This is a genomic window from Mycobacterium sp. 852014-50255_SCH5639931, from assembly GCF_001665605.1.
Taxonomy (GTDB): Bacteria; Actinomycetota; Actinomycetes; order Mycobacteriales; family Mycobacteriaceae; genus Mycobacterium; species Mycobacterium paraffinicum.
Genome location: NZ_LZSV01000044.1, coordinates 21,865 through 33,902, shown reverse-complemented (window position 1 = coordinate 33,902; position 12,038 = coordinate 21,865). Strand labels below are relative to the sequence as shown.

The following is a 12,038-nucleotide window of genomic DNA, read 5'->3' as shown; positions in this document are numbered from 1 at the left end:
GTCCAGAGGTCCTCACCCTCGGCGCCCGCGAGCATCTGGGCCTGCTGCTCGGTGTATTCGACGAAGCTTTCCGCGGGCGGCGGCGGGGTCGGCGACGGTTCGGGTGTCTCGCTCATTCCTGAATCATGCCCAGCGTCGCGACGGGCATAACAGGTTCACGCCACAAACTTGCTGTGAATCGAGATCGGGCGGTTAGTTGCCGGTGACGAAACGACACGCAGCCCGGTGCTCTGGCGAGCACCGGGCCGCTGCTTGTTCAGGAACGGGTTGGACTACGGCGTCCGGGTCGGGGCGACCGACGACGGGATCTGGCTGGGCCCGGGGGCGCCGGGGGTCGCCGACGCGGGTCCGCCCTGCTGGACGCCGGCGGGGCCACCCTGCTGGGCACCCGGGCCACCCGGGCCGCCCATGCGGTGCGGATGCATCCACGCCGCGTGGTGCTTGTGGTGGTGGTGATGGCCACCGTGGTGCCCCAGCGCCATTCCGGTGAAGAAAATGACGGAGACGATGAACACTATTCCGGCGACAATGGCAACCCAGGCCGCGGCGATGAAGACCCTGGGGGTCTTGTAAAGCGCAGCTTCGGTTGCTGGTGCCGGGGCAGTTGCGGTGGAGGTCCGCGCGGTGGGGGATTCAGATGTTTCACTCATGAGACAAATGATGAAGGTGTTAACACCAGTCGCGGCTATGCATTACTTAAGTAGCAGCTATGAGCTGAACGGCCGTCTTGCCTGGTAGAACGGCCGGCCTGCTCCATCGCAATTGCCGGCGAGCGGCTTTCCCCTATGCGGCAGACCCGCTGCAACCGGGAGCGCACTCCGCGCTCTGGACCACCCGTTTCGCACCGAACGCATTGGTTGGCGGCCTCCCAATCAGCCACCTGCTGCACCCCCGAAGACTTACGCTGCCTGAAACGCCTCAACCGTTACGTGGCCGCCCGCAGACCGACAACCGCCGACCCTGTATCAGGAGAAAGCATGACGCTATTTGTCAGTCACTCCAGCCAGGACAAGGCGGCGATCCAGGATCTCTTGAAGGCGTTGCGGGACGCGCGTCAGCACGTGTGGGTTGACGAAACGTTGGGCGGCGGTGACGCATGGTGGCGCACCATCCTCGAGGAAATCCGGGGCTGCGACGTCTTCATCTTTGCACTGTCGAACAACTCGATGTCGTCGAAACCCTGCCAAGTCGAGTTGCGCTACGCCGAGGCTCTGCGCCGTCCGATCCTTCCCGTCCAGGTGGGTCCGGTCGATTCCATGCGGCTCACTCCGCTGGCGGAGACCCAGGTCATCGACTACCGAAATCCGGCCGTGGACAGCGGTATTCAGCTGATCGAAGCTGTGCACGAGTTGAAGGAAAAGCTTGAGCCGCTGCCGTCACCTCTGCCCGAGGAACCGCCGGTGCCCTTCGCCTACCTGATGCGGCTGGGCACCATCCTTTCCGACCCGGAGCTCAGCGCCCGCCAGCAGGCCGAGTTGGTGTCGGAGCTGAAGGCGGGGCTGCACGAGGACGGGGCCGATCCGGCTGCGCGCCGCGACATCGCCCGATTGCTGTCCAAGCTGCGCGACCGTCCCGATGTCACCTATCAGGCGCGAAACAGCATCGATGCGCTGCTGAAGTCGGTTGACGACGAACCTACAACCGAAGCCACGGCGCCTGTTGCGACGCCCGGCTCACCAGCGGAACCCGAATCGAGAGCGGTCCCGGGAGAGGGCTCCGACGCCGCGCCCCCGCACGCTCCCAAGATCGGCAAGAGTCACCGGCCGCGCGCCAGGTGGCTCATCGCCGGCGGCGCGGGTTTGGCCGTTCTGGTCGCAATCATCGTCGCCGCGGTGCTGCTCCTCCGGCCCAAGCCGGGTCCTGCCCCCCTGCCCCTGGAGTCCATCCTGCTGAGCGACGCAGAGATCAACTCGATCACGGACACCTCCAATATGGTGAAAACCCCGGACAACCAAGGCAAGACGTTCAAGGACGTCAGCAAGGCAGTTGACGTGTCGCCGCGATGGTGCATGGGCGTGCTCTATCCCGGTGCCGACCTGACGTATGAAGACAGCGGAGAAAAGGGACTCGACTGGGCGGCGTTGGAGGACTCGGGCGGCTGGGTGCGGGCAGGCGAGGGCAATCATCACTTCGTCGACCAAGCCGTGGCGGCCTTTTCCACCAGAGATCAGGCCCTGGACTTCGTGCGGCGCTCGGCCAATGAGTGGGCGGCCTGCGACGGGAAGACGGTGACAGCGACCTACCTCGACAACGGCCGCGCATACACGTGGATCGTCGACAACCTCACCGGGCACGCCCCGCAGATCACTCAGATGTACAGACAACAGGGTGGCGGTCCCAGCTATGCGTGCCAGCGGGTGTTGCAGGCGGCGTCCGGTTATGTGATCGACGTCAAGGTGTGCGGAGACCACATCACCGATCAGGCCAGCGTGATCGCCGCGAAGATGGCCGTCAAGGTGCCGAAGTCCGCGGGGCCGAAGTTCTGAAAGTTGCGGCCGTTCTTACTTCTGCTGTATGCGGATCACCTGCAGACCGGCCGAGGCGAGAAGGGCGGGGATCTCCCGCACAAACACGCGGTCGTACTCGGCGACGTCGTCGGGCAGGTCTGAGAAGGGCACCAGATACGGGGTCCTCTTGTTTTCGATGTCCTTCTCACCCGAGGACCATCCGTCGGCGAGGCGCTCGGCCATCCAGCGGTCGTGTTCGGCGACCGCGAGCGTCTCGACCTCATCGGTGCTGAACAGGAATTCCGATGCGTCCCAGTCACGCAATGGCGCAAGGTCACAACCGATGCTTCGCAGCTTGACCCCAATGTGGCGCGCCTGCGAGCGGCTGGAATCTTTGCGTGATTCGTCGAGCTCCGACCACGGTGGCGCAGGCTTGCCGGACGCGAGTTGTTCGGCGCACCACCGACGGTGGATGGCATGGGCGATGGCCTCATACGAACCGCCGCGGGTGAGTTCGACCGTGCAGGTTCGTTCGAGAGTCGGGAAGACGTCGATGTCGGGTCCGCCGGCGCTGCCGGCCTCGTCGAGGAGGCGGGCAACCCCGCGCGACCGGGCCAGCGCGACGACCAAGGGGACGGCCGCATCGAGTTCATGCCTCAACTGCAACGCCAGCTCAACGGATTGCTCGTCGTTGTCGGCGGTCACGTAGGCGCGGGCCAGCGGTGGCGCTCCCGCATCCGCGTGATAGGCGCGCAGCCGGTGGATGTTGCTGACAGCCGCGGGCAGCGTGATGAAGCTGCAGACCTGCTCGAGGGCGGGATAGTGGCCGAGGAGCAACTGCACCCGGTGGTCGGCCTGGTTGTCGACGACGGTGACCACCAGCGCCGCGGTGTCGTCGCTGCGGTGGTCATACCAATCCCGGGCCGCGTGGTACACCACCCAGGCGCCCAGCGCATCGAGGCCCGCGATGAGGATGTGCGGGCGGTCGCGCCCGGTGTCGACGGGAAACTCGTCGAGCAGCAACCGCGCGCCGATCTCGTCGGTGTTGAAGAAGTCCAGGGCCGACGCCGCATCGGCGCGCTCGGCCTCCCGGATCCTCAGCAGCGCGCACAGCTCGGGGTCTCCGATCTGGGCCAGACAGGTCAGCACATTGCCGGAACGACCACCCGCAAGCAGGCTGGCAACGGCGACGATCTCGGTGTTGACCGCGTCGTTCGGGCACAGCGCGAGCAGCCGCGATGCGCGCCGTACACCGGCCGCCTGCAGGGTTCGTTCCTGCTGCGCATCGCCGACGATCACCGGCACACCCCAGCCGTGGCACAGCTGCATGTTCGGATTCGCCGCGTCCGAGTCGATGACAACCACCCGATCCCCGGCCTCGCGGAGGTGATGCAGAAACGCACTGCCCACATCTCCGAGCCCGCAGACGACCACGTGGCCGCTCATCAGCGGTATCCGCATCTGTTGCACCCGGTCGCGGAACAGTGACGCCAAGCCGCTGAGCCCCGCGAAGCCGGCGACGAGCGGGGCCAGGAAACGGGCGATATCCAGCGTGACGGGCAGGTGATCGTCGACCGGGGTCGACGCCGTGAACAGCTTGAAGCTCCAGAAGACGATGTCGCTCGGTTCAGGATGATGCTTCCACAACTGCCAGAACCCGATATTGCCCAGAACGAGCGCCGCGACGCCCACCCCGGCGAGCACGTGCCAGCGGTAGTCGGCCAATAACAGTGCGAACGACCGCAGAGAAGTCATCACAGAGCGCCGAGCGCCGCGACTGCCGTTCACGCCAATATCGTTTCACCGCTGGTCAGCGATGTCTGGCATATTGCCGCAGCGGGAGGCGACTTCTCGCTAGTCGGGCTTGAACGGGTTGACGGCGAACTGGATCACCCGATACGGCGCCGCCACGCGCGCGCGAGTGTCCCACTGGCTGACGAAGATTCGCAGCTCGTCGAGCGTCGAGCCGGGCGAGATGTATCCGCCGTACGGTTGCGCGAGCCGGTTGTCGTAGGGCGGCGGCAGGCTTTCCGCCGGCTCCGGCCACTCGTCGTGCTGTACCACCGTGGTCACCGGCGCGTCGCCCAGCGACGTCGGATCGTCGGCCACCCGGACCTCCATGTTGCCGGTGACCGCGTTGAAATACGACAGCACGGCCTTCCCGTCGATTTGCCGCACGCTCATCTCCCCCACCGCGTCCGGCCACAGCGGGGTCGGGGGCTTGCCCCAACCGCCGTTGGGTCCGGCCGCCCAGCCCTGCCATCGGGACCGGTCGGTAAACGTTTGCGGGGTGGCTCTATACAGCACGACGGGATCCCTGCGGGTGAAGCTGTCGGCCACGATGTACACCCAGCCGGTGGGCGAGTCCGGCGTCGGGATCGGGTCGTAGTAGCCGCTGATCTGTGTCTGCGAGCCGCCCTGGTACGAGGCGGGTCGGCGCGACCCGGCGATGGTCTGCCAGCCCGCCCGCGCGGGCTCGGCCGCTACGAGCCGGGAGCTTTGCGGCTCCAGGTTCTTCGTCGTCGTCACCATCATGTAGTTGCGCCGATTGATCTGCACCACGCCCGCGGGCAGCTGCGAGGTACCCGGCGGGGCGGGATCGGCCAGCAGCGGGTTGCTCACCCCGGTCACGCCGGTGTAGCGCACGCCGGCCGGGTCGTCGACGGAAGCGGTGTCCACGTGCAGCGCCACCGGCGCGTACCAGCCGCCGAACCCGACGCCTTGGCCGGCGAAGCTGTCGCCGCAGACCTGCAGCAGTTCGGTGGGGAACTCGACGAACTCACAGAGGTCGGTCGCGCCGATGCCGTAGTCGCCGGTTGGGGTGCCGGTGCCGGCCGTGGGGCCGATCCGCAGCACCTGGCCGGGCGCCAGCGGCTGCACGATTGGTTCGGGGACCGGCGCAGGCGGGTCGGCGTGCGCGGTCCAAAACCATTGCGGCACAAACAGAATCAGAGCAAGCGAGCATCGCACGACCAGTCGGGTGTGGGCGGTGCTCACCCGCCTATTACAGCTGGGCGGCCAGCAGCTCGGCAATCTGGATGGTGTTCAGCGCGGCCCCCTTGCGCAGGTTGTCTCCCGAAACGAACAGGGCGAGGCCGCGCCCGTCGGGGACACCCGGGTCATGCCGGATGCGGCCGACCAGCGATTCGTCCACGCCCGCGGCCGCCAACGGGGTCGGCACGTCGACGACTTTGACGCCGGGCGCGCCGTCGAGCAGGGCCCGGGCACGCTCGGGCGACAGCGGCCGGGCGAACTCGGCGTTGATCGACAACGAGTGCCCGGTGAACACCGGCACCCGCACGCAGGTCCCGCTGACCGCCAGGTCGGGGATGCCGAGGATCTTGCGGCTCTCGTGCCGCAGCTTCTGGTCCTCGTCGGTCTCCCCGGAACCGTCGTCGACCAGGGACCCGGCCAGCGGCACCACGTTGAAGGCGATCGGCGCGACGTAGGTCTTGGGCGCCGGAAACTCGACCGCGGAGCCGTCGTGCACCAACTGCTCGGCGTGGTCGATGACCGCGCGTGCCTGCGTCGCCAGCTCCTCGACGCCGACCAGCCCGCTGCCCGACACCGCCTGATAGCTCGAGACCACCAGGCGGGTCAGCCCGGCCTCGTCGTGCAGCACCTTGAGCACCGGCATCGCGGCCATCGTGGTGCAGTTCGGGTTGGCGATGATGCCTTTGGGTCTGCGGTGCGCGTCTCGCGCGAAGTTCACCTCGGACACCACCAGCGGCACGTCGGGGTCCTTGCGCCACGCCGACGAGTTGTCGATCACCGTCACCCCGGCCGCGGCGAACCGCGGCGCCTGAACCAGCGACATCGTCTTGCCGGCGGAGAACAGCGCGATGTCCAGCCCGGTCGGGTCAGCGGTCGCCGCGTCCTCGACCTCGATCTCCTGGCCGCGAAATTCCAGCTTGCGCCCCTGCGAGCGGGACGACGCGAAAAACCGTACCGACGTGGCCGGGAAGTCCCGCTCGTCGAGCAACCTGCGCATCACCTGGCCCACCTGGCCGGTGGCGCCTACCACCCCAATGGCAACCATCTATCTACCCGTTCCCGCATACACCGTCGCCGACTCGTCGCCGCCGAGCCCGAACGCTTCGTGCAACGCCACGACGGCCTTGTCTAGTTCGGTGTCGCGGCACAGCACCGAGATGCGGATCTCGGAGGTGGAGATCAGCTCGATGTTGACGCCCACCTCCGCCAGGGCCTCACAGAAGGTCGCGGTGACGCCGGGATGGCTGCGCATGCCCGCGCCGATCAGCGACACCTTGCCGATGTGGTCGTCGTAGAGCAGCGAAGTGAAGCCGATCTCGTCCTTGAGTGCGTCCAGCTTGGCCACCGCCGTCGGCCCGCTGTCCCGCGAGCAGGTGAAGGTGATGTCGGTCTTGCCGTCCTCGACCTTGGAGACGTTCTGCAACACCATGTCGATGTTCACGTCGGCGTCCGCGACGGCCCGGAACACCCGGGACGCATAGCCGGGGATATCGGGGATGCCGACGATGGTCACCTTGGCCTCGCTGCGATCGTGCGCGACTCCGGTCAGGATGGGGTCTTCCATGGCTATGTCCTTGATCGATCCGACGACGACGGTGCCTGGCTTGTCCGAGTACGACGAGCGGACGTGCACCGGAATGTTGTAGCGGCGGGCGTATTCCACACAGCGCAGCATCAGCACCTTCGCGCCGCACGCCGCCATCTCGAGCATCTCCTCGAAGGTCACCTTGTCCAGCCGCCGCGCGTTGTGCACGATGCGCGGGTCGGCGGTGAAGATGCCGTCCACGTCGGTGTAGATCTCGCAGACGTCGGCGTGCAGCGCGGCGGCCAGGGCCACCGCGGTGGTGTCCGAGCCGCCGCGGCCCAGCGTGGTGACGTCGCGGGTGTCCTGGCTGACGCCCTGGAACCCGGCGACCAGCACGATGCGCTCCTCGTCGAGCGCTTCCTGCAGCCGCCCCGGGGTGACCTCGATGATCTTCGCGTTGCCGTGGGTCCCGGTGGTGATGACGCCGGCCTGCGAACCGGTGAACGAGCGCGCCTGCGCTCCCAGCGACTCGATCGCCATGGCCACCAACGCGTTGGAGATGCGCTCGCCGGCGGTCAGCAACATGTCGAGCTCGCGCGGCGGCGGGGCCGGGCACACCTGCTGGGCCAGGTCCATCAGGTCGTCGGTGGTGTCGCCCATGGCCGAGACCACCACGACGACGTCGTTCCCCTGCTTCTTGGTCGCGACGATGCGCTCGGCGACACGACGGATCCGATCGGCGTCGGCCACCGAGGATCCGCCGTACTTTTGCACGACGAGCGCCACTACTTTTCCCGCCCTTCCGGCACGTTTTAAGCCCACAACAGAATACGTGGCTGCGCATAACGGTTTACGCAGCGTTGCTAAGCACCACAGCCTGCGGTTTTGAGCGAGTTTTAGCGCAATTTTCTCCGCGACGCCAATCGCGGTAGAGTTCTCCTCGTGCAGCGGGTGCTCCTCCTCGGACGCCGCGACGGGGTCTGATCCAGACCGGCTTCCCGTCGCGGGTGTTCGCGATGCGCCGGTCTGAGGTTCCTTCTGACACCCCGGAGCAACTACCGTGACTTCCAATCCCGACGCCTATACGTCAACACGTTCGATCGTCAAACCCGCGGGCCCGCCGGGGCCCGGCCAGCCCGCATGGAACCCCCAGCGCGGTTCCGCGATGCCGGTCAACCGGTACCGGTCCTTCGCCGAGGAAGTCGAGCCGATCCGGCTTCCCGACCGCACCTGGCCCGACCGTGTCGTCGACCGCGCCCCGCTGTGGTGCGCGGTGGACCTGCGCGACGGCAATCAGGCGCTGATCGACCCGATGAGCCCCACCCGCAAGCGCCGCATGTTCGATCTGCTGGTCCGCATGGGGTACAAGGAGATCGAGGTCGGCTTCCCGTCGGCCAGTCAAACCGACTTCGACTTCGTTCGCGAGATCATCACCGACGGCGCCATTCCCGACGACGTCACCATCCAGGTGCTGACCCAGTGCCGTCCCGAACTCATCGAACGCACCTTCATCGCGTGCGAGGGCGCGCCGCGGGCCATCGTGCACTTCTACAACTCGACGTCAATCCTGCAGCGCCGCGTGGTTTTTCGCGCCGACCGGGCCGCTGTGCAGGCAATCGCCACCGACGGCGCGCGCAAGTGCGTCGAGGAGGCAGCCAAATACCCTGGCACACAATGGCGTTTCGAATACTCGCCGGAGTCCTACACCGGAACCGAGCTGGAGTACGCGAGGCAGGTGTGTGACGCCGTCGGCGAGATCATCGCGCCGACGCCGGACAACCCGATCATCTTCAACCTGCCCGCCACGGTGGAGATGGCCACTCCCAACGTCTACGCCGACTCGATCGAGTGGATGAGCCGTAATCTGGCCAACAGGGAATCCGTCATCCTGAGCCTGCACCCGCACAACGACCGCGGAACAGCCGTCGCCGCAGCCGAATTGGGCTTCGCCGCCGGCGCCGACCGGATCGAGGGCTGCCTGTTCGGCAACGGCGAGCGCACCGGCAACGTGTGCCTGGTGACGCTGGGGCTCAACCTGTTCTCCCGCGGCGTGGACCCTCAGATCGACTTCTCCAACATCGACGAGATCCGTCGCACGGTCGAGTACTGCAACCAGCTGCCGGTGCCCGAGCGTCACCCCTACGGCGGGGACCTGGTCTACACCGCGTTCTCCGGCAGCCATCAGGACGCGATCAACAAGGGCCTGGACCAGATGAAGATCGATGCGGACGCCGCGGACGCCGACGTCGAGGACATGCTGTGGCAGGTGCCGTACCTGCCGATCGACCCCAAGGACGTCGGTCGCACCTACGAGGCGGTGATCCGCGTCAACTCGCAGTCCGGCAAGGGCGGCGTGGCCTACATCATGAAGTCCGACCACGGCCTGGCGCTGCCGCGGCGGCTGCAGATCGAGTTCTCCCAGGCAATCCAGAAGATCACCGAGGGTGAGGGCGGCGAGGTCTCCCCGAAGGAGATGTGGGACGCGTTCTACGAGGAGTACCTGGCCCCGGTCTGGCCGCTGGAGCGGATGAAGCAGCGGGTCGAGGCTTCCGAGGAAGACAGCGGCACCACCACGATCGCCGCGACCGTGAAGGTCAACGGGACCGAGACCGAGATCAGCGGCGCCGGCAACGGCCCCCTGGCGGCGTTCGTGCACGCGCTGGGTGGCGTGGGGTTCGACGTCGCGGTCCTCGACTACTCCGAGCACGCGATGAGCGCCGGTGACGACGCGCAGGCCGCCGCGTACGTGGAGGCGTCGGTCAACGGCCGCACGGTGTGGGGTGTCGGCATCGCGCCGTCGATCACCACCGCGTCGCTGCGCGCCGTCGTGTCGGCGGTCAACCGCGCGTCGCGCTAGGGCCGATCGCAAGCGCGGCGCTGGCGCCGGGCGCCGCGGGTCGACACCAAAGCGCTAGGGCCGATCGCAAGCGCGGCGCTGGCGCCGGGCGCCGCGGGTCGACACCAAAACGCTAGGCGGGCCCCGCCGCCACAGCGCTGTGGCGGAAGGGCCCGTCAATGGCCTCGCGTGTCGCCGCCGCCCTAAGGGTCGCGAAGCCGGCTAGCGCTTGCGCCGTTCAGAAATAGTGTCGGCGGCCGGCGACGGGGCGTCCGACGTTGCCCAGGACCGCCAGGATCGCGCCGATGACCAACAGGATGATCCCGATCGTCCACAGGATCGAGATCTTGAGCAGAAATCCTGCGACCAGCAGGACGATGCCGAGAATGATCATGGTGAGCCTTCCCCTCCGGATGCGTGACTACCTCGTGCGGCCGGTTGCCCGGCACCGACTTCAGTCGACCACCCCTAAGGGGGGTACCAATACACCCCTAGGTAGGTAATCTTCCCGCCATGACGCGACCGTCACGCGCCAGCGCGCCGATCACCGTCGCGCTCGTCGACGACTATGACGTCGTCGTGAAGGGCGTCGCCAACATGTTGGACCCCTACCGGGACCGCGTCGTCATTGCGGAACTGGACTCCACCATGCCCGTCGACGACGCCGTCGACATCGTGCTGTACGACTCATTCGCCCAACCCGAATCCGATCAAGAGGAGATCGGAGTTCTGACGGCGAACCCCCGAGCACGCCGGGTTGTCGTCTACACCTGGAACTTTCACCCCGACCTCGTCGAGAGCGCACGGCGGCATGGCGCTCACGGATATCTGTCCAAGACCCTGCCGGCCCGCGAACTGGTCGCCGCTTTGGAGGCGGTGCATTCGGGCGAGGTGATCATCAGCCCGGTGACCGGGCGACCGCGCAGCGCACCCGGGCTGGACTGGCCGGGCCGTAACGAAGGGCTCAGCGACCGGGAAGCGGAGATCCTGGCGCTGATCACCCAGGGTAAGAGCAATGCCGACGTGGCACGGTTGACCTACCTGAGCCCCAACACGGTGAAGTCGTACATCCGCACCATCTATCGCAAAATCGGCGTAGGTAGTCGGACCCAGGCCGTCCTGTGGGGTGTGCATCACGGGTTCACACCTGACCATCACCGCATCGAGCACTGGCGCGGTGGCCCCTGACCGAGCTCAGAACAGCGCGAGCTGCTGGTCGACCGCGGTGGTGTCGGTGAACTCCTCCATGCTGGTGCCGCCGACGACCGCGCGGATGGAGTCCATGAATTGCGCGTCGGAGACCACCGGCACCCCGAGCTGCTTAGCCAGGTAGCCCTTGCCCTGGTCCGGGGCGGGGTCGTTGCAGACGACTAGCGATGTTTCCCCGTCGATGGCATCGCTATAGGCCAGCCCCGCGTGCAGGATGCGTTCGACCAGTTCCTCGTGGGTGCGCCCGACCTCGGCCGCCAGGGCCACCCGCATGCCCTGCACCAGCGGCCGGCCGGAAACATACAGCCCGGGGTTGAGGTACGGGCAGGGCATCCGCGAGGCCAACACCTTCAACGGGCGCAGCTCGTCGTGGGTGACGCGCCCGTTCGGCCATCGCCGCCGGGTCACCGGATGCACCGGTAGCCAGATGTCGCGCTCGCACGCCCGCTTGAGCGCCAACGCCAGCACACCGGTCAAGACCAGCGCGTCGTCGAAGGCGTCGTGCGGCCGTTCCTGGGTCACGCCCCAGTGCGCCGCCAGGGTCTCCAACCGCAGGTTGTCGATGCCGAGATCCAGCCGCCGGGCCAGCTCGACCGTGCACATGACGGAGTCGATGGGTAGTTCGGCCTCGGCGAGCTCGGCTTCCGCGGCCAGGAACGCGTAGTCGAACGCGACGTTGTGGGCCACCAGCGTGCGGCCGTCGAGCACCTTGACCACGTCGTCGACGATGTCGGCGAACTGCGGTTGATCTTCCAGCATGGCGGTGGTCAAGCCGTGCACGTGGGTGGGACCGGGATCGACCCCGGGGTTGAGCAGGCTGACCACCGATTGCTCGACGCGCCCGTCGTCGTCGAGGCCGAGCACCGCCAGGCTGATGACCCGTGCCTGACCCGGGCGAAAGCCCGAGGTCTCGACGTCGATGACAGCCCAGCCCCCGTCCGGCTCGCTGGCCGGTCGCCCCCAGGACACCCGGTTCATGATTTGAGGATGGCACGTCCGACCGACAACGCCTGGTCGCTGCGCTGCC

Annotated in this window: 10 protein-coding genes; 3 read left to right on the top strand and 7 right to left on the bottom strand. The window is 67.2% G+C overall.

Annotated features, from left to right (window positions below; all coding sequences use genetic code 11):
* Positions 1-272: 272 nt before the first annotated feature.
* Complete coding sequence (locus A5758_RS24530) at positions 273-650, bottom strand: hypothetical protein (RefSeq protein WP_067745585.1); 378 nt, start codon at positions 648-650, stop codon at positions 273-275.
* Positions 651-977: 327 nt separating this feature from the next.
* On the opposite strand from A5758_RS24530, the gene A5758_RS24525 reads away from it, so the two are divergent.
* A complete protein-coding gene (locus A5758_RS24525; RefSeq protein ID WP_067745582.1) occupies positions 978-2,486 on the top strand; it encodes a sensor domain-containing protein in 1,509 nt (502 codons plus the stop codon).
* Positions 2,487-2,501: 15 nt separating this feature from the next.
* Here A5758_RS24525 and A5758_RS24520 read toward each other — a convergent pair whose 3' ends face one another.
* From A5758_RS24520 to A5758_RS24505, 4 genes are all read right to left on the bottom strand, one after another.
* On the bottom strand, positions 2,502-4,202 hold the full coding sequence (locus tag A5758_RS24520) for an NAD-binding protein (protein WP_082939831.1): 1,701 nt from the start codon (positions 4,200-4,202) through the stop codon (positions 2,502-2,504).
* Positions 4,203-4,301: 99 nt separating this feature from the next.
* The gene (locus tag A5758_RS24515; protein ID WP_067745579.1) at positions 4,302-5,444 is read right to left on the bottom strand and encodes a DUF4185 domain-containing protein; all 1,143 of its coding nucleotides are present in this window, start codon (positions 5,442-5,444) and stop codon (positions 4,302-4,304) included.
* Between the two features lie 7 nt (positions 5,445-5,451).
* Positions 5,452-6,486: an aspartate-semialdehyde dehydrogenase gene (locus A5758_RS24510; RefSeq protein ID WP_067745576.1), complete on the bottom strand. Its 1,035-nt coding sequence runs from the start codon at positions 6,484-6,486 to the stop codon at positions 5,452-5,454.
* Complete coding sequence (locus A5758_RS24505; protein WP_067203875.1) at positions 6,487-7,752, bottom strand: aspartate kinase; 1,266 nt, start codon at positions 7,750-7,752, stop codon at positions 6,487-6,489.
* Between the two features lie 274 nt (positions 7,753-8,026).
* Between A5758_RS24505 and leuA the strand changes: the two genes are divergently transcribed.
* Positions 8,027-9,823, top strand: coding sequence for a 2-isopropylmalate synthase (gene leuA, locus A5758_RS24500; RefSeq protein WP_067745573.1), 1,797 nt, complete (start codon positions 8,027-8,029; stop codon positions 9,821-9,823).
* A gap of 217 nt (positions 9,824-10,040) precedes the next feature.
* Here leuA and A5758_RS26135 read toward each other — a convergent pair whose 3' ends face one another.
* On the bottom strand, positions 10,041-10,196 hold the full coding sequence (locus A5758_RS26135) for a DUF6131 family protein (RefSeq protein WP_197503757.1): 156 nt from the start codon (positions 10,194-10,196) through the stop codon (positions 10,041-10,043).
* Positions 10,197-10,315: 119 nt separating this feature from the next.
* Between A5758_RS26135 and A5758_RS24495 the strand changes: the two genes are divergently transcribed.
* Positions 10,316-10,990 (top strand): response regulator transcription factor, encoded by a 675-nt coding sequence (locus A5758_RS24495; protein ID WP_067745570.1) that lies wholly within the window; start codon positions 10,316-10,318, stop codon positions 10,988-10,990.
* 6 nt (positions 10,991-10,996) lie between these two features.
* Here the strand turns inward: A5758_RS24495 and A5758_RS24490 are convergent, their stop codons facing one another.
* A complete protein-coding gene (locus A5758_RS24490; RefSeq protein ID WP_067745567.1) occupies positions 10,997-11,989 on the bottom strand; it encodes a DEDDh family exonuclease in 993 nt (330 codons plus the stop codon).
* Positions 11,990-12,038: the final 49 nt, after the last annotated feature.

Coding starts and splice junctions, on each gene's coding strand:
- A5758_RS24530 (WP_067745585.1), bottom strand. CDS start 650: ATGAGTGAAACATCTGAATCCCCCACCGCGCGGACCTCCACCGCAACT.
- A5758_RS24525 (WP_067745582.1), top strand. CDS start 978: ATGACGCTATTTGTCAGTCACTCCAGCCAGGACAAGGCGGCGATCCAG.
- A5758_RS24520 (WP_082939831.1), bottom strand. CDS start 4,202: ATGACTTCTCTGCGGTCGTTCGCACTGTTATTGGCCGACTACCGCTGG.
- A5758_RS24510 (WP_067745576.1), bottom strand. CDS start 6,486: ATGGTTGCCATTGGGGTGGTAGGCGCCACCGGCCAGGTGGGCCAGGTG.
- A5758_RS26135 (WP_197503757.1), bottom strand. CDS start 10,196: ATGATCATTCTCGGCATCGTCCTGCTGGTCGCAGGATTTCTGCTCAAG.
- A5758_RS24495 (WP_067745570.1), top strand. CDS start 10,316: ATGACGCGACCGTCACGCGCCAGCGCGCCGATCACCGTCGCGCTCGTC.
- A5758_RS24490 (WP_067745567.1), bottom strand. CDS start 11,989: ATGAACCGGGTGTCCTGGGGGCGACCGGCCAGCGAGCCGGACGGGGGC.